This is a genomic window from Micromonospora sp. NBS 11-29, assembly GCF_002140155.1.
Taxonomy (GTDB): Bacteria; Actinomycetota; Actinomycetes; order Mycobacteriales; family Micromonosporaceae; genus Micromonospora.
In genome coordinates this window covers 210,564-233,194 of sequence record NZ_NAPR01000004.1, presented here as the reverse complement: position 1 = coordinate 233,194, position 22,631 = coordinate 210,564, and the positions used below count along the sequence as shown (strand labels likewise).

Sequence of the window (22,631 nt, the reverse complement as noted above, 5' to 3'; positions counted from 1 at the left end):
CGTACTCGATCTGCTCCACCCCGGACGACCTGGCCCGGCACGGCCGGTTGCGGATCGGGGTGCGCGAGGTCCCCGGCGGGGCCTTCTCCGCGTACGCCTGCGGCGCGCTGCGCCACGGCGACACCGTCGAGGTGCTGCCGCCGCTCGGGCACTTCACCTCCGCGTTCACCGCCGGCCGGATCCGACGGTACGGCGCGGTGGTCGCCGGCTCCGGCATCACACCGGTGCTCGGGCTGGCCGCGACCGCGCTGGCCGTCGAGCCGGCCAGCACCTTCACCCTGGTGTACGGCAACCGCACGGCCAACACGGTGATGTTCGCCGAGGAGCTGGCCGACCTGAAGGACCGCTATCCGACCCGGCTGCACCTGGTGCATGTGTTGTCCCGGGAGATGGGCGAGTCACCGTTGCTCTCCGGGCGGATCGACGCCGACCGGCTGACCCGGCTGCTCGACACCGTCGTCCCCGGCGACGAGATCGAGGAATGGTTCCTCTGCGGCCCGTACGGGATGGTGGTGGACGCCAAGGCGGTGCTGGCCGGTCGCGGCGTGCCCGACGCGGCGGTGCACACCGAGCTGTTCCACGTCGACGCCCCACCGGAGCCGGTACGCCGTCCCACCGACCGACCCGACGCCGGCACCGAGGTGACGATCGTGCTGGACGGACGCTCGTCGCGCTTCACCATGGGCCGGGAGGAGCGGGTGCTGGACGCGGCCCTGCGGGTGCGCGGCGAGCTGCCGTACGCCTGCAAGGGCGGGGTCTGCTCGACCTGCCGGGCCCGGGTCACCTCGGGTGAGGTGGCGATGGCGCGCAACTACTCGCTGGAGCCGGACGAGGTGGCCGCCGGCTACGTGTTGACCTGCCAGTCCAGCCCACTCACCGACAACCTGACCGTCGACTACGACGCATAGCCGGCTGCGCGCGTCGGTCAGTGGCTCGCCTCCTGTTGTTGCCGCACGGCGGCGGTCCAGTAGGTGAGGTCTGAGTGGTGCTCGGTGAGGGTGATCGGCTCGCCGCAGGTTTCCTCGATCATCTTGACCGCCTCGTCCAGGTGCGCCGGCTGGTGATCCCAGTCGTCGTCCAGGAACAGGTGCAGCCCGACCTCGCCCCGGTCGTCGCCCAGCGCCTCGGCCGCCTCCGGCGACACGAGCACGACGGTGTAACGGGCCGCTTCCCGCTCCGCCTCCGTGAGTGAGGGTCGGTTGGCACGCCCGTGCCGGCCAAAGCGGTCGATCACCGAAGGGATGGGGCCGGGCGAGTCCGCCGGGTCGTGCGGCTGTAGCCAGGTGGGCTGACATGTCTTCATCAAGACTCCCGAGAGGCCAGCGGCGACGGTGTGTCGCAACGTTGCTCGTAATGGTTGCGCTGCAAGTGTGGAGAGTCAATACTCAAAGCAACGGCGCGTGTCGTCAGCGTGACGATCGGCGGGATGGCTGGAAGGGACGACATGGCGAAGGCGAATCTGCCCACCGTCGTCGGGCGTGGTCTCGGCGGGGAGCTCCGCGAGCTGCGAGAGGCACGAGGGCTCGCGCTCCGGCGGGTGGCGACCCGGCTGGACTGGCAGCCCTCCAAACTGTCCCGGATGGAGACCGGCGTCCAGGGCATCCAGGCAGCCGACGTCGCGTCCCTGCTGGTGATCTACGGCGTCACCGGGGAGGAGCGTCGGCGGCTGCTCGCGATGGCCGAGCGCTCGACCGAAACCGGCTGGTGGGAGGCGATCGGCGGGCTGTCCGACGAGTCGCGCACGCTGATCCGGCTGGAGGCCGAGGCGGCCACCATCGTCAACTGGCAGCCGCTGCTGGTGCCGGGCCTGTTGCAGACGCCGGACTACGCCCAGGCGGTGATGGCCGGCTGCGGCGTGCCGCCCGACGAGGCGCAGGCACGGGTGGCCGCCCGGCTGGGCCGGCAGGCGATCCTGAGCCGCGCCATCCCACCCGCGTTGCACGCGCTGCTCGACGAGGCGGTGCTACGCCGGGCGCTCGGCGGCCCCCGGGTGATGGCCCGCCAGCTCCGGCATCTGGTCGAGGCGGCCGAGCGGCCGACGGTCACGCTGCGGGTGGTGCCGCTGGCGGTCGGCGCGCACACCGGCCTGGACGGCTCGTTCGCGCTCTTCGACTTCCCGCGTAACCGCTCGGTGGTCTACCTCGACCACAAGCTGACCGGGCTGTTCCTTGAGGAGGCCGCGCAGGTGGCGCACTTCCGGCGGGAGGCGGATAGGCTGACCGAAGTGGCGTTGAGCACCGTCGATTCGATGGCGCTCGTCGCGCGGTACGCGGCGGAGCACGAGCGAGAGTGAGCCGAGGATGACCACCCCTGAGCTGTCCGGCGCGACCTGGCGCAAGTCCACCCGCAGCGGTTCCAACGCCGACTGCGTGGAGGTGGCGACGGCGGCGCGGGTGGTCGGCGTACGTGATTCGAAGGACCCGGCCGGGCCGGTGCTCGCCTTCGACCGGCTTGCCTGGGCCGCCTTCGTCGCCGGCCCGCCGCACCGCGCCTGACGGATACCACGGCTGGACCGGTGCCCTTGATCCACCCCATTTGAGAAACACGAGATCTTGGTATGAAAGTTCCCCTCTGACGTGCTCAACAGGTGGTTATGAGCGGCGGCGTCGCCAGTTCGGTGAAGTGGCGGCATCGTCCTGTCGGGAAGGCACCACTTCGGCGAACCGGTGTGGATCTCGCCGTCGGGCCGAGATCTGGCGGCCGTTCGGTACGAAGCCGAAGCCGAAGCCGAACGTATGCGCAACGTCGGCGTGTCGGGCCGGGGAGCACGGACCCACTGAACGCGCTATACCTCCCAGTCATAATTATGACTCAGAGGTATACCGTGCTCGGGTGAAGTGTGTTTCTGGCGCCTAACGCTGGGTGACGGGCAGTAGATCGGTCGTCCGGGCGCGGCGGGCGGGACGTCTCGTGGCGGAGCACCCTCGCGGGCCTGGGCGACCGGCGGGCGTAGGCTCGGGGATGTGACGGCGAACCGGGAGATCGACGACATCCTGCAACGCGGCGCGGACGGCGGGCGGATCACGCCCGAGGAGGCCCTGCTGCTCTACACCGAGGCGCCCTTCCACGCGCTGGGCGAGGCGGCCGACGCGGTCCGGCGTCGCCGCTACCCGGACAACGTCGTCACGTACCTGATCGACCGCAACATCAACTACACCAACGTCTGCGTGACGGCGTGCAAGTTCTGCGCGTTCTATCGTGCCCCCAAGCACTCCGAGGGGTGGACCCACCCGACCGAGGAGATCCTGCGCCGCTGCGGTGAGGCGGTCGAGCTGGGCGCCACCCAGGTCATGCTCCAGGGCGGCCACCACCCGGACTACGGCGTGGCGTACTACGAGGAGTTGTTCTCCTCGGTCAAGCAGGCGTACCCGCAGCTCGCCATCCACTCGATCGGCCCGAGCGAGATCCTGCACATGGCGAAGGTCTCCGGCGTCAGCCTGGACGAGGCCATCGCCCGGATCAAGGCCGCCGGCCTGGACTCGATCGCCGGCGCCGGCGCGGAGATGCTGCCGGACCGCCCGCGCAAGGCAATCGCGCCGCTGAAGGAGTCGGGCGCGCGTTGGCTGGAGGTCATGGAGCTGGCGCACCGGCAGGGCCTGGAGTCGACCGCGACGATGATGATGGGCACCGGCGAGACCAACGCCGAGCGGATCGAGCACCTGCGGATGATCCGCGACGTGCAGGACCGCACCAGCGGCTTCCGGGCCTTCATCCCGTGGACGTACCAGCCGGAGAACAACCACCTCAAGGGCCGTACGCAGGCCACCGCGCTGGAATACCTGCGCCTGGTGGCGGTGGCCCGCCTCTTCTTCGAGACGGTGCCGCACCTTCAGGCGTCCTGGCTGACCACCGGCAAGGACGTCGGCCAGCTCGCGCTGCACATGGGTGTGGACGACCTCGGCTCGATCATGCTGGAGGAGAACGTGATCTCCTCGGCCGGCGCACGGCACCGGTCCAACCTGCACGAGCTGATCGGCATGATCCGCTCGGCCGACCGGATTCCGGCCCAGCGGGACACGCTCTACCACCGGCTGGCGGTGCACCACACGCCCGCCGACGACCCGAGCGACGACCGGGTGGTGTCGCACTTCTCCTCGATCGCGCTGCCGGGCGGCGGGGTCGGCAAGTCCCTGCCGCTGGTCGAGGTGAACTGACCCGGCTCACCCGTTCGGTGGGGCCGTGGACGTCGTGCGGTCGGTCGCCGTACCCGTTTCCGGTGAAGCTTCGGCGCGGGCCTCGACGGGCGTGATCCGGAGCCGCTAACGTGCCCGCTCGACACCTCCGATCCGGGCCGCGACCTGCTATGTAACAGGTCGGCAGCGACCCGGTGGCGCCCGCTCCGGCGGGCGGCCGTGGCGTTTACGCTGGCGGCGTTCGGCGGACCGTCGTCCTCCATCGGCCCATGAGGGCCGTTCACATAACGCACGGCAGCAGGGGCGGGATGGGTGACCATCCCGCCCCTGCTGTCGGTCGGTGACGGTGCGAATTCCCACCGGCGGGACGCTGGTGCGAGGCCGCGTCGCTTCGGTACCGTCCGTTCGTTCCGTGCCTGCTCGGCGCGTCCCTACCCCCCGAGGGAACCATGACCAACCGATACCGAACCACGCTGGCGCGCGCCGGCGTGGTGGCCCTGCTCTCCACCGCCGGCGTTGCTGCCGCCGCCGGTCCGGCGCACGCCGCCGACGGGCCCGAGCTTCGACTCATCCCACTCAGCTACTCACTGGCCCAGGGCGTCGAGGCGGCCAAGGCCAAGCCGTTCAAGTTCCAGGTCGACAACACCACCGGCGCCGTCGACGCGAAGGGCGTCCGGGTCACGGTGGAGACCAAGGGCCTCAAGGCCGACAAGGTCGGCGTGCTGGTGCCGAAGGACTGCGAGGTGACCGGCACCGCGTTCACCTGCCTGCTCGGCGACCTGGCCGCCGGCACCACCGAGGACTTCGGCCTCCCGGTCTTCTCCACCGACGGCGAGGGCGAGGCCGGCACGCTGAAGGTCTCCATCACCGCGGCCAACGGCGCCGGGGTCCTGGACTCGGTCGACCACGACATCACCGTCGCCGCGCCCGGCTACGACCTCACCACCTGGGTGCAGGACGTGTACGCCGACGTGCAGGTCGACGGCGACGAAATCGGCGAGTCGAACCTCCGTCCGGTCCGGCCGGGCGAGACCGCGCCGTTGGACTGGGCCGTCTTCAACGACGGCAGCGAGCAGGCGACGGGCGTCGCGTACGGGATCACGCTGCCGGCCGGAGTCACCTTCGCCGAGCTGCCCGAGGGCTGCGAGGAGCAGAACCTGGGCGGGGTCGCGCGCGCGTACTGCGAGGACCGTGGCGCGGTGCTCAAGCCCGGCCAGTACTACACCGCCGGCGTGCGGGTGAAGGTGGGCGCGGACGTCACCGAGACGTTGCTGCGGCCGGGCTTCATCTGGGCCAAGGGTCTGGACGCCGCCGCCGGGGCGCCCGAGGAGGCCCCGCGTGTCGCCAGCTCGGCGCAGCGTCGCGCCTTCGCCGAGGTCGACGACACCGACAACACCGCGCAGTTCGACGTCTTCGTGGACCCGAGCCCGCAGCCGACGCCGACCGGCACCCCGACCGCCGAGCCGACGCCGACCGGTACGCCGACCGCCGAGCCGACGCCGAGCGGCAGCGCGACCTCGGTCCCGACCGCGACCCCGACCTCGACCCCGGGTGGTGGCAGCGGTGGCGGCTCCGGCGACGGCGGCCTGCCGGTCACCGGTGTGCAGATCGGCCTGATCGGGGGCCTCGGCGCGGCCGTGCTCGCCGCCGGCGCGGTGCTGCTGGTGCTGTCCCGGCGGCGCAAGGTGGTCCTGGTCGCACCGACCGAGGGCCGCACCGAGGACTGNGGACGGGGTGACCGTCCCGCCCCCGCGCGTACCCGGGGTGGGTCCGGCCCGGTGCGGCTGGCAGAGTGGAGGGGTGAGCCGTACCCCGCAGGGCCAGCGCGCCAGCCTGGAGAAGCAGCCGCACGAGGTCGCCGCCATGTTCGACGGGGTGGCGGCCCGCTACGACCTGACCAACACCGTGCTCTCCTTCGGGCAGGACCGGCCCTGGCGGCGGGCCACCCGGGCGGCGCTCGGCCTGCGTCCGGGCCAGCGGGTGCTGGACGTCGGCGCCGGCACCGGCGTCTCGACCGAGGAGTTGGCCCACTCCGGGGCGTACGCGGTCGGGGTCGACCTGTCGCTGGGGATGCTGCACGCCGGCAAGCGCAGCCGTCCGTCGGTGCCGCTGCTGGCCGGGGACGCGCTGCGGCTGCCGTTCGCCGACGCCAGTTTCGACGCGGTGACCATCTCCTTCGCGCTGCGCAACGTGAACGACACCGACGCCGCCCTGCGCGAGCTGGCCCGGGTCACCCGGCCGGGCGGGCGACTGGTGGTGTGCGAGTTCAGCACCCCGGTCAACCCGGCGTTCCGCACGGTCTACCTGTCGTACCTGATGCGGTCGTTGCCGACGGTGGCCCGCGCGGTGTCCAGCAACCCCGACGCCTACGTCTACCTCGCCGAGTCGATCCGGGCCTGGCCGGACCAGCGTGCCCTGGCCGCCCGGGTCGGCGCGGCCGGTTGGGGTCGGGTGGCGTGGCGCAACCTCACCGGCGGGGTCGTCGCCCTGCACCGTGCCGTCCGAGACTGATCGCATCGCCGGCATCAATCGGCTATTTCGTGAATATCCGGTTTCGGTCTACTTTGCCCCGTAGGCTCGCCGCCATGACCGCATCGCGCCAGGCCACCACCGACGAGGACGCCGCCGAGCTGATCGCGCAGCTCCGGGAGTTGGCCGGCGCGGACCCCACCGACGTCCGCCAGGTCGTCGCCGAGGTGCTGGCGGCGTTGGACCGTGCTGCCGGCGGCGCGTTGCGCGACCATCTGCCCGAGTCGATCAGACTCGACGCCGGCCTGGGACCGGTTGCGTCGACCCGTCCCTGACCGATCTCCATACCTTTTACCGGCGGGTTTCCACGAAGTTAGGCCCCCCTCAGCGCATACCGGTGTAACGCCGGTCATAGACTCCAACCGGATCGGCTTGTGAAGCATTTCACGAGCATGCGGGAGGAGGCGCGGATGACCGCGGTGGAGAACGACGCCGACGTCATCGTCGTGGGCGCCGGTCCCGGAGGATCGGCCACGGCGTACCACCTGGCGCGGCACGGCGTACGCGTGCTGCTGCTGGAGAAGACGGAGTTCCCCCGGGAGAAGGTCTGCGGCGACGGGCTCACGCCCCGCGCCGTGCGGCAGCTCATCCGGATGGGCGTGGACACCTCGCCCGAGGCCGGCTGGCTGCACAACAAGGGCCTGCGGGTGATCGGTGGCGGGGTGCGCCTGGAGCTGGACTGGCCCGACCTGGCCAGCTTCCCGAACTACGGCCTGGTCCGCACCCGACTCGACTTCGACGACCTGCTCGCCCGGCGAGCCGTCGACGCCGGCGCGACGCTGCGCACCGGCGTCAACGTGCTCGGCCCGGTGCTCGACGCCGACGACCGGGTGACCGGCGTGCAGGCCGAGGTCGGCCCCGGCAAGGAGCCGGCCACCTTCCACGCCCCGCTGGTGGTCGCCGCGGACGGCGTCTCCGGCCGGTTCCCGCTCGCCCTCGGCATGGCCAAGCGGGAGGACCGGCCGATCGGCGTGGCGGTCCGTCGCTACTACCGCTCGCCGGCCAAGCACGACGACGACTACCTGGAGTCGTGGCTGGAGCTGCGGTCGAAGGGCAACGACGCGCTGCTGCCCGGCTACGGCTGGATCTTCGGCCTCGGCGACGGTCGGGTGAACGTCGGCCTCGGCGTGCTCAACTCCTCGTCGGCCTTCGGCAAAACGAACTACCGGCGGCTGCTCACCGACTGGCTGGCCAACACCCCGGAGGACTGGGGGATGACCGACGAGGCCAACGCGGAGGGGCCGATCCTCGGCGCCGCGCTGCCGATGGGCTTCAACCGGGTCCCGCACTACAGCCGCGGCGTGCTGCTCGTCGGCGACTCCGGCGGCATGGTCAACCCGTTCAACGGCGAGGGCATCGCGTACGCGATGGAGTCCGGCGAACTGGCCGCGGAGGTCGCGGTGCAGGCGCTCGCCCGCCCGGCCGGCGCGGAGCGGGAGCGGGCGCTGATGGCGTACCCGCAGGAGCTGAAGGCCCGCTTCGGCGGCTACTACCGGCTCGGCGGGATCTTCGTGAAGCTGATCGGCCGGCCGGAGGTGATGCGGATGGCGACCAAGCACGGCATGCCGCACCCGCTGCTCATGCGCTTCGTGCTCAAGCTGCTGGCGAACCTGACGGACCCGCGCGGCGGGGACGCGATGGACCGGGTCATCAACGCCATGACGAGAGTGGCGCCGGCCGTGTAGGAGACCACCCGGTCCGGGGTCGGCGACCCCGGACCGGCCGGAGATCGACCCCCGCCGACCGAGGTCGTGAGGGACGTGAATAGTGTGATTTTGGCCAACCACCGAGGTCAGGGAAGGACGAGCAGGGGATAACGATGACGCTCTCTCCTTATGCACCCATCATCGGGCTGTTCGCCCTCGCCGCGGGGTTCGCGCTGTTCTCCGTGGCCGCCGCCCGATTCGCCGGCCCCCGGCGTCTGAACAAGGCCAAGCTCGAGGCGTACGAGTGTGGCATCGAGCCGAGCCCGCAGCCGGTCGGCGGCGGCCGGTTCCCGATCAAGTTCTACCTGACGGCGATGCTCTTCATCGTCTTCGACATCGAGATCATCTTCCTCTACCCCTGGGCGGTCTCGTTCGACGCCCTGCCGATCTTCGGCTTCGTGGAGATGGTCATGTTCATCGTCGCGGTCTTCGTCGCCTACGCCTACGTGTGGCGGCGCGGCGGCCTGGACTGGGACTGAGGGAGGTAGCAGATGGGCATCGAGGAGAAGCTTCCCTCCGGCGTCCTGCTCACCAGCGTCGAGAAGCTGGTCAACTGGTCGCGGAANCCGCGGGCGGACCGCACTACGACATGGGCCGGTGGGGCATGGAGGTCTTCCGCGCCTCGCCCCGCCAGGCGGACCTGATGATCGTGGCCGGCCGGGTGAGCCAGAAGATGGCCCCGGTCCTGCGGCAGATCTACGACCAGATGGCCGAGCCCCGCTGGGTCATCTCGATGGGTGTCTGCGCCAGCAGCGGCGGCATGTTCAACAACTACGCCATCGTGCAGGGCGTCGACCACGTCGTCCCGGTCGACATGTACCTCCCCGGCTGCCCGCCCCGGCCCGAGATGCTCATCGACGCGGTGCTCAAGCTCCGCGAGAAGATCATGTACGAGCCGCTGGGCCCGAACGGCCGCAAGATGCTGGAGGCCCGCAAGGAGCGCGGTGACGTGCCGGTCGTGCCGTACGGCTCGATGCCCTCGTCGTACCGCAACGACAAGGCCCGGCGTGCCGAGTGGACGAAGGCGGTCCGCGAGGGGCGCGAGGAGCAGCTGCGGATTGAGAACTGGATGAAGGCGCAGAACCACCTCCAGACGCAGGGGGGACCCAAGTGAGCATCGACCGGAACGACGACGGCGGGGTTCCGGTACCCACCACCCCCGCCGGCGCCAGCGGCACCGCCCCCGCCGAATACCCGCCGGCCAGCCCGGCCGGGCGCGGCATGTTCGGCAACCAGGGCACCGGCGACGTCTCCGGCTACGGCGGCCTGGTCCGCCCGCGCCGGCCGATCGAGGAGGCCGCCCGGCCGTACGGGGGCTACTTCGACGAGGTGCGGGACGCGCTGGAGGAGGCGTACCCGGACTTCGGCGACGCGATCGAGAAGATCGTGGTCGACCGGGGCGAGCTGACCCTGCACGTCCGCCCGGAGCGGATCGCCGAGGTCTGCCAGGTGATGCGCGACGACCTGTCGCTGCGCTTCGAGCTGTGCTCCTCGGTGTCCGGGGTGGACTACCTGGGCGCGGACGAGCGCCGGTTGCACGTTGTCTACCAGCTCACCTCGATGACCTACCGGCGGCTGGTCCGACTGGAGGTCGCGGTCTCCGCCGAGGACCCGCACCTGCCGAGCGTCACCGCCGTCTACCCGACCGCCGACTGGCAGGAGCGGGAGACGTACGACATGTTCGGCATCGTCTTCGACGGCCACCCCAACCTGACCCGGATCCTCATGCCGGACGACTGGGAGGGGCACCCCCAGCGCAAGGACTACCCGCTCGGCGGCGTCCCCGTCGAGTACAAGGGCGCGGAGATCCCGCCGCCGGACCGACGGAGGTCGTACCAGTGACGACGTCGAACTACGCGACCGAGCGCGAGACCACCGAGGGCAAGGTCTTCACCGTCACCGGTGGGGACTGGGACCAGGTCGTCTCCGGCACCGACCCGATCAACGACGAGCGGATCGTCGTCAACATGGGTCCGCAGCACCCGTCCACGCACGGCGTGCTCCGGCTGATCCTGGAGCTGGAGGGCGAGACGGTCCGCGAGGCCCGCTCGGTCATCGGCTACCTGCACACCGGCATCGAGAAGAACCTGGAGTACCGCAACTGGGTCCAGGGTTCGACGTTCGTGACCCGGATGGACTACCTCTCGCCGATCTTCAACGAGACGGCGTACGCGCTCGCGGTGGAGAAGCTGCTCGGCGTCACCGACGACGTCACCGAGCGGGCGACCACCATCCGGGTGCTGATGATGGAGCTCAACCGGATCTCCTCGCACCTGGTCTGGCTGGCCACCACCGGCATGGAACTCGGCGCGATCAACATGATGTTGTACGGCTTCCGCGAGCGGGAGTACATCCTCGACATCNGGCGCAGGACGTGCCGGACGACGCGATCCGCAAGATCCGCGACTTCCTGGTGCTGATGCCGAAGAAGCTCAAGGAGTACGAGAACCTGCTCTCCGGGCAGCCGATCTGGATCGAGCGCACCAAGCACGTCGCGGTGCTCGACGTGACGGCGTGCCTGGCGCTCGGCGTCACCGGTCCGGTGCTCCGCTCCGCCGGCCTGCCGTGGGACCTGCGCAAGACGGTCCCGTACTGCGGCTACGAGACGTACGAGTTCGACGTGCCGACCCACACCGACGGCGACGTGTGGGGTCGCTACGAGGTCCGGCTGGCGGAGATCCGCGAGTCGCTGAAGCTGGTCGAGCAGGCGCTCGACCGGTTGAAGCCGGGCCCGGTGATGGTCTCCGACAAGAAGATCGCCTGGCCGGCGCAGCTCGCCATCGGCGTCGACGGCATGGGCAACTCGCTGGAGCACGTCGCCAAGATCATGGGTCAGTCGATGGAGTCGCTGATCCACCACTTCAAGCTCGTCACCGAGGGATTCCGGGTCCCGCCGGGCCAGGTGTACGTCGGCATCGAGTCGCCCCGCGGCGAGCTGGGCGTGCACGCGGTCTCCGACGGTGGCACCCGACCGTACCGGGTGCACTACCGGGAGCCGAGCTTCGTCAACCTGCAGGCCCTTCCGGCGATGGCCGAGGGCGGCCTGATCGCCGACGTGATCGCCGGCGGCGCCTCGCTGGACCCCGTGATGGGTGGTTGTGACCGATGAGCTTTTCCGAAACGACTCGCGTGCGGGCGCGGGAGATCATCGCCCGGTACCCGGCGGACCGGTCCCGCTCGGCGCTGCTGCCGCTGCTGCACCTGGTCCAGTCCGAGGAGGGTTACGTCTCCCCGGCCGGCGTCGAGTTCTGCGCCGAGGTGCTCGGGCTGAACAAGGCCCAGGTCGGCGCGGTCGCCACCTTCTACACCATGTACAAGCGCAAGCCGACCGGCGACTACCTGGTCAGCGTCTGCACCAACACGATGTGCGACATGCTCGGCGGGCAGGCGGTCTACGACACGCTCGCCGAGCACCTGGGCGTCGGGCACGAGGAGACCACCGCCGACGGGAAGATCACCCTGGAGCACGCCGAGTGCCTGGCGGCGTGCGACTACGGCCCGGTGATGACCGTCAACTACGACTTCTTCGACAACGTGGAGCCGCAGGGCGCGCTCGGCGTGGTGCAGGAGTTGCAGGCCGGCGGCCGGCCGATGCCGACCCGGGGTGCTCGGCTCTGCACGCTCAAGGAGATGGCGGTCCAGCTCGCCGGTTTCGCCGACGAACGCGACGGCGCGGTGGCCGACGGTGGACCGGGCGAGCCGAGCCTGCGCGGCCTGCGCCTGGCCGAGCAGCACGGCATCTCGGTGCCGGGCTTCGACCCGAGGACGCCGATCCGCAGCAAGGCCGAGGCCGACCGGGCCGCCGCCGAGGCGAAGGCGAAGGCCGAGGCCGAGAAGCCCGCCCCCGCGCCGCGCGACGCGCGGGCGGCGGAGGCGGCCGGCGCGGCGGCCAACCCGCCCGCCGGCGACCGCAAGCCCGCCGGCGACGCGGCCGGCGCGCAGGAGCGCAACCTCAAGGACGCCGAAACCGGTACGGACGCCGACGGCGCCGACCCGGCGGACGCGAACGGAACGGGGGTCCGGAAGTGACCACTCCTCGGCCGGAGACGCTGGCCAAGCTCACGCCGGTGCTCACCAAGCGCTGGCTGTCGCCGGACGCCTGGCGGCTCGGCACCTACGAGAACCTGGACGGCTACGCCGCCCTGCGCAAGGCGCTCAAGGCGCACCCGGACGACCTGATCCAGCTCATCAAGGACTCCGGGCTGCGCGGCCGGGGCGGCGCGGGCTTCCCCACCGGTCTGAAGTGGGGCTTCATCCCGCAGGGCGACGGGAAGCCGCACTACCTGGTGGTGAACGCCGACGAGGGCGAGCCGGGCACCTGCAAGGACCTGCCGCTGATGACGCACGACCCGCACTCGCTGGTCGAGGGCGTCATCATCGCCTCGTACGCGATCCGGGCCAGCCGCGCCTACATCTACATCCGGGGCGAGGCCGTGCACGCCGCCCGGCGGCTGCGCAGCGCGGTCGCCGAGGCGCAGGCCAAGGGCTACCTCGGCCGGAACATCCTCGGCAGCGGGTTCGACCTGGAGCTGGTGGTGCACTCCGGCGCCGGGGCGTACATCTGCGGCGAGGAGACCGCGCTGCTGGACTCGCTGGAGGGCTTCCGGGGGCAGCCCCGGCTGCGTCCGCCGTTCCCGGCGACCCACGGCCTGTACGCCAGTCCGACCGTGGTCAACAACGTCGGCACCATCGCCAGCGTGCCGTACATCGTGCTGGGCGGCGCGGACTGGTGGAAGACCATGGGTACGGAGAAGTCGTCCGGCCCGATGATCTACTCGCTCTCCGGCCGGATCGCCAACCCGGGCCAGTTCGAGGCCTCGATGGGCATCACGCTGCGCGAGCTGATCGAGCTGGCCGGCGGGATGAAGCCCGGTCACGAGCTGCGGTTCTGGACGCCGGGCGGCTCGTCGACGCCGCTGCTCACCGCCGAGCACCTGGACGTGCCGCTGGACTTCGAGGGCGTGGCGGCGGCCGGCTCGATCCTGGGCACCACGGCGACGCAGATCTTCTCCGACCAGGACTGCCCGGTGTACGCGACCTACCGGTGGCTGGAGTTCTACCACCACGAGTCGTGCGGCAAGTGCACCCCGTGCCGGGAGGGCAACTACTGGATGGTCCGGGTCTACCGGCGCATCCTGTCCGGCCAGGGCACCCACGAGGACCTGGACACCCTGCTCGACACCTGCGACAACATCCTCGGACGCTCGTTCTGCGGTCTGGGTGACGGTGCGACCAGCTCGGTGACCTCGTCGCTGAAGTACTTCAAGCAGGACTACCTCGACTACATCGAGGGACGTACCGCTCCGAAGCTCTCCGACAAGTCTCTGGTTGGAGCCCACTGATGACGGACGTAGCCAAGCCGACCGAGACCGTCACGCTGACCATCGACGGGGTCGAGGTCACCGCGCCCAAGGGTGCGCTGCTGATCCGGGTCGCCGAGCAGTTGGGCACCGAGATCCCGCGCTTCTGCGACCACCCGCTGCTGGCCCCGGCCGGCGCCTGCCGGCAGTGCCTGGTGGAGGTGGAGGGCCAGCGCAAGCCGGTCGCCTCCTGCACCCAGACCGTCGCCGACGGCATGGTGGTGCGCACCCAGCTCACCTCGCCGGTCGCGAAGAAGGCCCAGGAGGGGGTGATGGAGCTGCTGCTCCTGAACCACCCGCTGGACTGCCCGATGTGCGACAAGGGCGGTGAGTGCCCGCTCCAGAACCAGGCCATGTCCACCGGCCGCTCGGACTCCCGGTTCCACGAGCACAAGCGGGAGTACCCGAAGCCGCTGCCGATCAGCACCCAGGTGCTGCTCGACCGCGAGCGCTGCGTGCTCTGCCAGCGGTGCACCCGGTTCTCCGAGGAGATCGCCGGCGACAAGTTCATCGACCTGATGGGACGCTCCTCGCACGAGGAGATCAACATCTACCGGGACGACGCGTACGGGGAGGAGGGCGAGGAGGGGGATGTCCCCTTCAACTCGTACTTCTCCGGCAACACCGTGCAGATCTGCCCGGTGGGCGCGCTGACCGGCGCCCAGTACCGGTTCCGGGCCCGCCCGTTCGACCTGGTCTCCACGCCCAGCGTCTGCGAGCACTGCTCGGCCGGCTGCGCCCAGCGCACCGACTGGCGGCGGGGCAAGGTGCTGCGCCGGCTGGCCGGCGACGACCCGGCGGTGAACGAGGAGTGGAACTGCGACAAGGGCCGCTGGGGCTTCCAGTACACCCGCGCGTTCGACCGCCTCACCACCCCGCTGGTGCGCGACGGCGACACCGGTGAGCTGCGCGAGGCGTCCTGGAGCGAGGCGCTGACCCGGGCCGCCGACGGGCTGCGCGCGGCCCGCGACGCCGGCACCGGCACGGCGGTGCTGACCGGCGGTCGGCTCACCGTCGAGGACGCCTACGCGTACGCCAAGTTCGCCCGGGTGGCGTTGCACACCAACGACGTCGACTTCCGGGCCCGCCCGGTCTCCCGCGAGGAGTCCGACTTCCTGGCCAGCAACGTCGCCGGGGTCACCGACGTGACCTACGCGGACGTGGAGAAGGCGCCCGCGGTGGTGCTCGTCGGCCTGGAGCCGGAGGAGGAGTGCCCGATCCTCTTCCTGCGGCTGCGCAAGGCGTACCTGAAGAAGACCCTCACGGTGTACGCGATCGCGCCGTTCGCGACCCGCGGCCTGGAGAAGCTCGGGGCGAAGCTGGCCCGGGTCGTGCCCGGCGAGGAGGCCAGCGTGCTGGCCGAGCACGCCACGGTGGCCGAGGCGCTGGGGCAGCCCGGCGCGATCCTGATCGTCGGCGAGCGGCTGGGCGCGGTGCCCGGCGGCCTGTCGGCGGCGGCGGACGTGGCCCGGCGTACCGGAGCCCGGCTGGCCTGGGTGCCGCGGCGCGCGGGTGACCGCGGCGCGGTCGACGCGGGCTGCCTGCCCAACCTGCTGCCCGGCGGCCGGGTGGTCACCGAGCCGGCCGCCCGCGCGGAGCTGGGCGAGGCGTGGGACCTGCCGGCCGGGGTGATCCCGAGTCAGGCCGGCCGCGACACCGACGGCATCCTCACTGCGGCGGCCAACGGCCAGCTCGGCGCGCTGGTGGTGGCCGGCGTGGACCCGGCCGACCTGGCCGACCCGCGCCTGGCCGAGACCGCCCTGGACGCGGTGCCGTTCCTGGTCAGCCTGGAACTGCGGATGAGCGCGGTGTCCCGCCGGGCGGACGTGGTCTTCCCGGTCGCCCCGGTGGTCGAGAAGTCCGGCAGCTTCCTGGACTGGGAGGGCCGGCTGCGCACCTTCGAGAAGGTGCTGGACACCGGTGCGATGACCGACGGCCGGGTGCTCGACGCGATCGCCGCGCAGCTCGACGTGCGGCTCGGCACCGGTGACGTGCCGAGCGTGCGCCGCGAGCTGGGCGCACTGCCCCGGACCCGGACGGAGCGCCCGTCCGCTCCCTCGGTCGAGCCGGCCGCCGTGCCGCAGCCCGGCCCGGGCGAGGCCGTGCTGGCGACCTGGCACCAGCTCGTCGACCTGGGCAGCCTGACCGACGGCGACGAGCACCTCGCCGGCNGGGGGGGGGGGGGGGGGGGGGGGGAGCCGGTCACGGTCGGCACCGACCGCGGCGCGGTGACCCTGCCGGCGGCGATCACCGAGATGCCGGACGGCGTCGTCTGGCTGCCGACCAACTCACCCGGCTCGACCGTGCGGCGCAGCCTCGGCGCGACGTCCGGTCATGTCGTGAAGGTGACCGCGGCGCCGGTGGCCGCGGACGCCGCCGCGCGTCCGGGTCCGCTCCTCAACGCAGGGGGTGTCTCCGAGTGAATACCGTCTACCTCGCGGCGCAGGACCCGACGCTTGCCGACTTCGGCAAGGACCCGTGGTGGCTGGTCCTTGGGAAGATCGTCTTCGCGTTCGTCTTCGGCCTGCTGGCCACGCTGCTCGGCGTCTGGTTCGAACGCCGCGTGGTCGGCCGGATGGCGGTGCGGCCCGGCCCCAACCAGGTCGGCCCGTTCGGCCTGCTCCAGACGCTCGCCGACGGCCTGAAGATGGCGTTCAAGGAGGACATCCTCCCGCGCGCCGCCGACAAGGTGGTCTTCTTCTTCGCGCCGACCATCTCGGTGATCTCCGCGGTCACCGCGCTGTCGGTGATCCCGTTCGGCCCGAAGGTGAGCATCTTCGGCCACTGGACGCCGCTCCAGGTCACCGACGTGCCGGTGGCGGTGCTGGTGATCCTGGCCTGCTCCTCGATGGGCGTGTACGGCATCGTGCTCGGCGGGTGGGCCTCCGGCTCGACGTACCCGCTGCTCGGCGGTCTCCGCTCCAGCGCCCAGATGATCTCGTACGAGGTCGCCATGGGGCTGAGCATCGTGGCGGTGTTCATGACCGCCGGCACGATGTCGACCAGCGGGATCGTCGCCAAGCAGGGCGACGCCACCCAGCTCACCATCGGCGGCGTCGACGTGCCCGCCCCGGGCTGGTACGCGATCCTGCTGCTGCCCAGCTTCATCATCTTCTTCATCGCCATGGTCGGTGAGACCAACCGGGCGCCGTTCGACCTGCCCGAGGCGGAGTCGGAGCTGGTCGCCGGCTTCATGACGGAGTACAGCTCGCTGAAGTTCGCGCTGTTCATGCTCTCCGAGTACGTGGCCATGGTGACCATGTCCGCGGTCACCACCACGCTGTTCCTCGGCGGCTGGCGGGCCCCCTGGCCGATCACGCTCTGGTCGGGCGCCAACGAGGGTTGGTGGCCGATGCTGTGGTTCTTCGGAAAGGTGATCCTGCTGGTCTTCGTGTTCGTCTGGCTGCGCGGCACGCTGCCCCGGCTCCGGTACGACCAGTTCATGCGCTTCGGCTGGAAGGTCCTGCTGCCGATCAACCTGGTCTGGATCCTGGTGCTCGCCGGGCTCCGCTCGATCGAGGACTGGCAGACGAAGGACCGGCTGCTCGCCACCGCCATCGGCGCGGGCGTGCTGCTGCTGGCCACGCTCTTCTGGCCGACCCGGAAGAAGGAGCCGAAGCCGTCGCCGCAGGAGCAGGCGGACAGCCGGCCGTACGGCAGCTTCCCGCTGCCGCCGATGGATCTTCAGGTTCCGCCGAGCCCGCGTACCAAGCGCGTGGTCGCCGAGCGGGAGCCGGCCAACGTCATCGCCGGCTCGGACTCCAGGGAGGTGTGACGTGGGCGCGATCACCGGAACGTTCAAGGGCTTCGGGGTCACCTTCTCGCACATGTTCAAGAAGGTCGTCACCACCGACTACCCGTTCAAGCCGCCGGTCTCGGCGCCGCGCTACCACGGGCGGCACATCCTCAACCGGCACCCGGACGGCCTGGAGAAGTGCATCGGCTGCGAGCTGTGCGCCTGGGCCTGCCCGGCCGACGCGATCTACGTGGAGGGTGGCGACAACACCGAGGAGCAGCGCTTCTCCCCGGGTGAGCGGTACGCCAGCACCTACCAGATCAACTACGCCCGGTGCATCTTCTGCGGGCTCTGCATCGAGGCCTGCCCGACCCGGTCGCTCACCATGAGCAACGAGTACGAGCTGGCCCGGGACAACCGGCAGGACCTGATCTTCACCAAGGAGCAGTTGCTCGCGCCGCTGCTCGAAGGCATGGAGCAGCCGCCGCACCCGATGCGGCTGGGCGACAGCGAGAAGGACTACTACGTCGGTGCGCTGACCAACCCGGGCACCTCGGCCGGCGCCGAGCAGTCGCCGATGGGCCCGGGTCGGTACCAGGTGGAGGAGCACCCCGGCGTGACCTTCCCCGGCGCCGAACAGGCCGCGCAGCGCGCCGAGGCGGGCAAGGGAGCAGGGGCATGACCACTTCTACGGTGCTCGCCGCGGCGGGCGAGGTGACCGGGGGTGAGGAGGTCACGTTCTGGATCCTCGCCCCGCTGGCCCTGATCGGCGCGCTCGGCATGGTGTGGGCCCGCAACGCGGTGCACTCCGCGCTCTGGCTGGTGCTGACCATGCTCTGCCTGGGCGTGTTCTACGTGCTCCAGGCCGGGCCGTTCATCGGCATGGTGCAGATCATCGTCTACACCGGCGCGATCATGATGCTGTTCCTGTTCGTGCTGATGCTGGTCGGCCGGGACGCGTCGGACTCGCTGATCGAGACGCTACGTGGTCAGCGGGTCGCCGCGGTGGTGCTCGGGCTCGGTTTCGCCGGCCTGGTCGGCAGCGGGCTCTACCGCGCCCTGGACGGCGTGCGGGCGACCGGGCTCGACCAGCCGAACGCCGAGGGCAACGTGCAGGGTATCGCCCGGCTGCTCTTCACCAAGTACGTCTTCGCCTTCGAGCTGACCTCGGCGCTGCTGATCACGGCCGCGGTCGGCGCGATGGTGCTGGCGCACGTGGAGCGGCGCAAGGAGGACCGGATGGNCCCGGCCCGGGCGTCTTCGCCACCTCCTCGTCCGTGGCCACCCCGGCCCGCCTGCCGGACGGCCGGCTGACCGACCGCGGCATCCCGGAGATCATGCCGGTGCGCGAGCTGACCGCCGAGGAGACCTCGTTGAAGGGGACCGAAAAATGACCCCGGACTACTACCTGATCCTCGCGGCGGTGCTGTTCACCATCGGCGCCGTGGGCGTGCTGGTCCGGCGCAACGCGATCGTGCTGTTCATGTGCGTCGAGCTGATGCTCAACGCGGCCAACCTGACCCTGGTCACGTTCAGCCGGATCAACGGTGACCTGAACGGCCAGATCATGGCGTTCTTCGTGATGGTGGTGGCGGCGGCCGAGGTCGTGGTCGGGCTCGCGATCATCATGGCGATCTTCCGGACCCGGCGCTCGGCCAGCGTCGACGACGCCAACCTGCTGAAGTACTGAGGGGTCTGCGGTGGAACAGACTGTGGAATTCGCGCAAGCGGATGGCCTGCTGGGCAGCGTCTGGCTGCTGGTGGCGATCCCGCTGGTCAGCGCGGCGGTCCTGCTGCTGCTCGGCCGGCGGGCGGACCGGTGGGGGCACTGGCTGGGCGTGGCGGCCATCGGCGCCGCCTTCGTGCTCGGCCTGACCTACTTCTTCCAGCTCCGGGGCCTGGAGAACAAGCAGGTCGAGCAGAGCCTGTGGCAGTTCATCACGGTCGGCGACCTGAAGGTGGACTTCGGTCTGCTCTTCGACCCGCTGGCCGCGGTGTTCGTCCTGCTGATCACCGGGGTGGGTTTCCTCATCCACCTGTACGCCGTCGAGTACATGGCGCACGACGAGGGCCGGCGGCGGTTCTTCGGGTACTTCAACCTGTTCGTCGCCGCGATGCTGCTGCTGGTGCTCGGCAACAACTACGTGATGCTCTACTTCGGCTGGGAGGGCGTCGGTCTGGCGTCGTACCTGCTGATCTCGTTCTGGTACGGCCGGCCCAGCGCGGCCACCGCCGGCAAGAAGGCGTTCCTGATGAACCGGGTCGGCGACGCCGGCCTGGCCATCGGCATCTTCGTCCTCTTCGCCCAGCTCGGCACGACCCAGTACGACGAGGTGTTCAATGGGGTCGGCTCGCTGACCTCGACCACCGTGCTGGTGCTCGGCCTGCTGCTGCTCCTGGGCGCGGCCGGCAAGTCCGGCCAGTTCCCGCTCCAGGCGTGGCTGCCGGACGCGATGGAGGGCCCGACCCCGGTGTCCGCGCTCATCCACGCGGCCACCATGGTCACCGCGGGCGTCTACCTGATCGCCCGCTCCAACCCGATCTTCTCGGCCAACGAGACGCTCCAGCTCGTGGTGGTCAGCGTCGGCGCGCTCACGCTGCTGCTGGGCTGCGTCATCGGCGCGGCGAAGGACGACATCAAGCGGGTGCTGGCCTGGTCCACGGTGAGCCAGATCGGCTACATGTTCCTCGGCGTCGGCCTCGGCGGCGGCGCGTACGCGCTGGCCATCATCCACCTGCTGGCGCACGGCTTCTTCAAGGCCAACATGTTCCTCGGTGCCGGCTCGGTCATGCACGGCATGCACGACCAGGTGGACATCCGCCGCTTCGGCGGGCTCTCGAAGCACATGAAGATCACCTGGCTGACGTTCATGATGGGCTGGCTGGCCATCATCGGCATCCCGCCGCTCTCCGGCTACTTCTCCAAGGAGCCGATCATCGCGGCCGCGTTCGAGCGGGAAGGCTGGACCGCCTGGCTGTTCGGCATGGCCGCGCTGCTCGGCGCCGGGCTGACCGCGTTCTACATGACCCGGCTGTTCGTGCTCACCTTCCACGGCCCGAAGCGGTGGACCGAGGACATCGAGCACCCGCACGAGTCGCCGAAGCTCATGACGATCCCGCTGATCCTGCTCGCCGCCGGCTCGGTGGTGGCCGGTGGTCTGATGACCCTGAACGACGGCGTGGTGTCCTGGCTGACCCCGGTGCTCGGCGAGGAGGCGGGTGGCGAGGCGCACGGCGTGCTCTCGCACACCGTCATCACCATCCTCTCGATCCTGATCACCGTGCTCGGCGCGGGGCTGGCCTGGTTCCTGTTCCGCAACGGCACGGCCACCGAGCCGCAGCCGGCCGGCGTGCTGGTCACCGCCGCGCGCCGGAACCTCTACNGCTGGTCTTCCTCGACAACCGGGGCGTCGACGGGCTGGTCAACGGCCTCGCCGCCGCCGTGGGCGGAGGCTCGGGCCGGCTCCGGCGACTCCAGACCGGCTTCGCGCGGTCGTACGCGACCTCGATCCTGACCGGCGCGCTGCTCGTGGTGGCGGCGTTCCTGGCGGTGCAGGCGGGGTGGCTGGCGTGATCGACCTCAACGCGGCCGCCCCCGCCGGCGGGCCACGCAGTCACGACGGAGGTAAGGCCGAATAATGTCCAACTTCCCGTTCCTCTCGGTGCTGACCGTGGCGCCGCTGGTCGGTGCCCTGGTGGTGGCCCTGCTGCCACGCAGCCGGCCGGACCTGGCCAAGCTGGTGGCGTTCGGCTGGTCGCTGCTGCTGCTGGTGCTCTCGGTGGTGATGTGGTTCGCCTTCTCCGCCGACGGTGACCGGTTCCAGTTCCGCGAGTCCTACGCGTGGATCCCGAACTGGGGCGTGCGGTTCACCTTCGAGGTGGACGGCATCGCGCTGGTCATGCTGATGCTGATCGCGATCCTGGTGCCGCTGGTGATCCTGGCGTCCTGGCACGACGCCGAGTCGTCGAAGCGCTCGGTGCCGGTCTACTTCGCGCTGCTGCTCGTCCTCGAATCCACGATGATCGGTGTCTTCGCCGCCTCCGACATCTTCCTGTTCTACGTGTTCTTCGAGGTCATGCTCGTGCCGATGTACTTCCTGATCGGCAGCTACGGCGGCCACCAGCGGCAGTACGCGGCGGTGAAGTTCTTCCTCTACTCGCTGGTCGGCGGTCTGTTCATGCTGGCCGCGGTGATCGGCCTCTGGGTGGTCGGCGGGAAGACCTTCGACTGGCAGGCGCTGAGCCAGGCGGACATCGCCACGGACACGGCCCGCTGGCTGTTCCTCGGCTTCTTCCTCGCGTTCGCGATCAAGGCGCCGTTCTTCCCGTTCCACACCTGGCTGCCGGACGCCGGTGGCGCGGCCCCGGCCGGTGCCGCCGCGCTGCTGGTCGGCGTGCTGGACAAGGTCGGCACGTTCGGCATCCTGCGGTACTGCCTGCCGCTGTTCCCCGAGGCGTCCCGCTGGTTCGCGCCGTACGCGCTCGCGCTCGGCGTGATCGGCATCATCTACGCCGCGCTGCTGGCGGTCGGCCAGAACGACCTGAAGCGGCTGGTGTCGTACACCTCGATCGCGCACTTCGGCTTCATCGGGGTGGGCATCTTCGCCTTCACCACCCAGGCCGGCACCGGCGCGGTGCTCTACATGCTCAACCACGGTCTCGCCACCGGCCTGCTCTTCCTGGTAGTCGGCATGCTGATCGCCCGGCGCGGCTCGGCGCTGATCAGCGACTTCGGCGGCGCGGGCAAGCTGGTGCCGGTGCTGGCCGGCGTGCTCTTCTTCGCCGGTCTGGCCTCGCTGGCGCTGCCCGGCACCGCGCCGTTCGTCTCCGAGTTCCTGGTGCTGATCGGCACGTTCACGGTCAACAAGCCGGTCGCGGTGATCGCCACGCTCGGCATCATCCTGGCCGCCGCGTACGTGCTGTGGATGGTGCAGCGCACCACCCAGGGCACGCTGAACCCGGCCCTGACCGAGGTCGAGGGCATGCGCCGGGACCTCAGCCTGCGCGAGAAGGTCGTGGTGGCGCCGCTGATCGCGCTGATCGTGCTGCTCGGCTTCTATCCGAAGCCGGTCACCGATGTCATCAATCCCGCCGTCCAGGCGACCATGCAGGACGTCGGCAAGTCCGACCCCGCCCCCGAGGTCGGCAGCGTCCAGGAGGCCGCCAA

17 protein-coding genes and 5 pseudogenes are annotated in these 22,631 nt (G+C 70.7%); 21 read left to right on the top strand and 1 reads right to left on the bottom strand.

Translation table 11 applies throughout. The features are described 5' to 3' along the window. A partial coding sequence (locus B1205_RS05105) for a 2Fe-2S iron-sulfur cluster-binding protein (protein ID WP_254909726.1) occupies positions 1–908 on the top strand: 908 nt, incomplete at its 5' end. Between the two features lie 17 nt (positions 909–925). Here the strand turns inward: B1205_RS05105 and B1205_RS05100 are convergent. Then, a complete protein-coding gene (locus B1205_RS05100) occupies positions 926–1,234 on the bottom strand; it encodes a hypothetical protein (RefSeq protein WP_089154556.1) in 309 nt (102 codons plus the stop codon). Positions 1,235–1,426: 192 nt separating this feature from the next. Here B1205_RS05100 and B1205_RS05095 point away from each other — a divergent pair, with 192 nt between their 5' ends. The 20 genes and pseudogenes from B1205_RS05095 to B1205_RS05000 form a co-directional block, all read left to right on the top strand. Beyond that, positions 1,427–2,293 carry a helix-turn-helix domain-containing protein gene (locus tag B1205_RS05095; RefSeq protein WP_217809755.1) on the top strand — a complete coding sequence of 289 codons (867 nt, stop codon included), beginning with the start codon at positions 1,427–1,429 and terminating at the stop codon, positions 2,291–2,293. A gap of 7 nt (positions 2,294–2,300) precedes the next feature. Beyond that, complete coding sequence (locus B1205_RS05090; protein ID WP_089154554.1) at positions 2,301–2,495, top strand: DUF397 domain-containing protein; 195 nt, start codon at positions 2,301–2,303, stop codon at positions 2,493–2,495. A gap of 468 nt (positions 2,496–2,963) precedes the next feature. Continuing rightward, positions 2,964–4,154, top strand: a complete 1,191-nt coding sequence (gene mqnC / locus B1205_RS05085) for a cyclic dehypoxanthinyl futalosine synthase (protein WP_089154553.1) — start codon at positions 2,964–2,966, stop codon at positions 4,152–4,154. A gap of 428 nt (positions 4,155–4,582) precedes the next feature. After that, positions 4,583–5,857 (top strand): annotated as a pseudogene (locus tag B1205_RS32700) (cell wall anchor protein); the annotation flags it as partial. Between the two features lie 76 nt (positions 5,858–5,933). Further along, the gene (locus B1205_RS05075) at positions 5,934–6,644 is read left to right on the top strand and encodes a demethylmenaquinone methyltransferase (RefSeq protein WP_089154552.1); all 711 of its coding nucleotides are present in this window, start codon (positions 5,934–5,936) and stop codon (positions 6,642–6,644) included. A gap of 74 nt (positions 6,645–6,718) precedes the next feature. Continuing rightward, positions 6,719–6,937, top strand: a complete 219-nt coding sequence (locus B1205_RS05070) for a hypothetical protein (protein WP_089154935.1) — start codon at positions 6,719–6,721, stop codon at positions 6,935–6,937. A 135-nt stretch (positions 6,938–7,072) separates the two neighbouring features. Beyond that, complete coding sequence (locus B1205_RS05065; protein ID WP_089154934.1) at positions 7,073–8,347, top strand: geranylgeranyl reductase family protein; 1,275 nt, start codon at positions 7,073–7,075, stop codon at positions 8,345–8,347. Between the two features lie 134 nt (positions 8,348–8,481). Then, positions 8,482–8,847, top strand: coding sequence for an NADH-quinone oxidoreductase subunit A (locus tag B1205_RS05060; protein WP_089154551.1), 366 nt, complete (start codon positions 8,482–8,484; stop codon positions 8,845–8,847). A 12-nt stretch (positions 8,848–8,859) separates the two neighbouring features. Further along, a pseudogene (locus B1205_RS05055) lies at positions 8,860–9,482 on the top strand (NuoB/complex I 20 kDa subunit family protein). Next, on the top strand, positions 9,479–10,210 hold the full coding sequence (locus tag B1205_RS05050; RefSeq protein WP_089154550.1) for an NADH-quinone oxidoreductase subunit C: 732 nt from the start codon (positions 9,479–9,481) through the stop codon (positions 10,208–10,210). The pseudogene B1205_RS05055 and the gene B1205_RS05050 overlap by 4 nt, the downstream one beginning before the upstream one ends. Further along, positions 10,207–11,477, top strand: a pseudogene (gene nuoD / locus B1205_RS05045) (NADH dehydrogenase (quinone) subunit D). Before B1205_RS05050 ends, nuoD begins: the two are co-directional and overlap by 4 nt. Beyond that, positions 11,474–12,397 carry an NADH-quinone oxidoreductase subunit NuoE gene (gene nuoE, locus B1205_RS05040; RefSeq protein WP_089154549.1) on the top strand — a complete coding sequence of 308 codons (924 nt, stop codon included), beginning with the start codon at positions 11,474–11,476 and terminating at the stop codon, positions 12,395–12,397. The pseudogene nuoD and the gene nuoE overlap by 4 nt, the downstream one beginning before the upstream one ends. Beyond that, entirely contained in the window at positions 12,394–13,710 is a 1,317-nt protein-coding gene (nuoF, locus tag B1205_RS05035) for an NADH-quinone oxidoreductase subunit NuoF (RefSeq protein WP_089154548.1), read from the top strand. Before nuoE ends, nuoF begins: the two co-directional genes overlap by 4 nt. Further along, complete coding sequence (locus B1205_RS05030; RefSeq protein WP_089154547.1) at positions 13,710–16,151, top strand: NADH-quinone oxidoreductase subunit G; 2,442 nt, start codon at positions 13,710–13,712, stop codon at positions 16,149–16,151. Before nuoF ends, B1205_RS05030 begins: the two co-directional genes overlap by 1 nt. Further along, the gene (nuoH, locus tag B1205_RS05025; protein WP_089154546.1) at positions 16,148–17,503 is read left to right on the top strand and encodes an NADH-quinone oxidoreductase subunit NuoH; all 1,356 of its coding nucleotides are present in this window, start codon (positions 16,148–16,150) and stop codon (positions 17,501–17,503) included. The genes B1205_RS05030 and nuoH overlap by 4 nt, the downstream gene beginning before the upstream one ends. 1 nt (position 17,504) lies before the next feature. Further along, positions 17,505–18,146 carry an NADH-quinone oxidoreductase subunit NuoI gene (gene nuoI, locus B1205_RS05020; RefSeq protein WP_089154545.1) on the top strand — a complete coding sequence of 214 codons (642 nt, stop codon included), beginning with the start codon at positions 17,505–17,507 and terminating at the stop codon, positions 18,144–18,146. Beyond that, positions 18,143–18,858: pseudogene (locus B1205_RS05015) on the top strand (NADH-quinone oxidoreductase subunit J). The gene nuoI and the pseudogene B1205_RS05015 overlap by 4 nt, the downstream one beginning before the upstream one ends. Continuing rightward, positions 18,855–19,154, top strand: coding sequence for an NADH-quinone oxidoreductase subunit NuoK (gene nuoK, locus B1205_RS05010; RefSeq protein WP_089154544.1), 300 nt, complete (start codon positions 18,855–18,857; stop codon positions 19,152–19,154). The pseudogene B1205_RS05015 and the gene nuoK overlap by 4 nt, the downstream one beginning before the upstream one ends. A 10-nt stretch (positions 19,155–19,164) precedes the next feature. Next, positions 19,165–21,038 (top strand): annotated as a pseudogene (gene nuoL, locus B1205_RS05005) (NADH-quinone oxidoreductase subunit L). 64 nt (positions 21,039–21,102) lie between these two features. Further along, a partial coding sequence (locus tag B1205_RS05000; RefSeq protein ID WP_089154933.1) for an NADH-quinone oxidoreductase subunit M occupies positions 21,103–22,631 on the top strand: 1,529 nt, incomplete at its 3' end.

Excerpts from the sequence above, each read along its gene's own strand:
- nuoE (WP_089154549.1), top strand. The coding sequence starts at position 11,474 with ATGAGCTTTTCCGAAACGACTCGCGTGCGGGCGCGGGAGATCATCGCC.
- B1205_RS05070 (WP_089154935.1), top strand. The coding sequence starts at position 6,719 with ATGACCGCATCGCGCCAGGCCACCACCGACGAGGACGCCGCCGAGCTG.
- B1205_RS05095 (WP_217809755.1), top strand. The coding sequence starts at position 1,427 with ATGGCTGGAAGGGACGACATGGCGAAGGCGAATCTGCCCACCGTCGTC.
- B1205_RS05060 (WP_089154551.1), top strand. The coding sequence starts at position 8,482 with ATGACGCTCTCTCCTTATGCACCCATCATCGGGCTGTTCGCCCTCGCC.
- B1205_RS05090 (WP_089154554.1), top strand. The coding sequence starts at position 2,301 with ATGACCACCCCTGAGCTGTCCGGCGCGACCTGGCGCAAGTCCACCCGC.
- nuoK (WP_089154544.1), top strand. The coding sequence starts at position 18,855 with ATGACCCCGGACTACTACCTGATCCTCGCGGCGGTGCTGTTCACCATC.
- B1205_RS05065 (WP_089154934.1), top strand. The coding sequence starts at position 7,073 with ATGACCGCGGTGGAGAACGACGCCGACGTCATCGTCGTGGGCGCCGGT.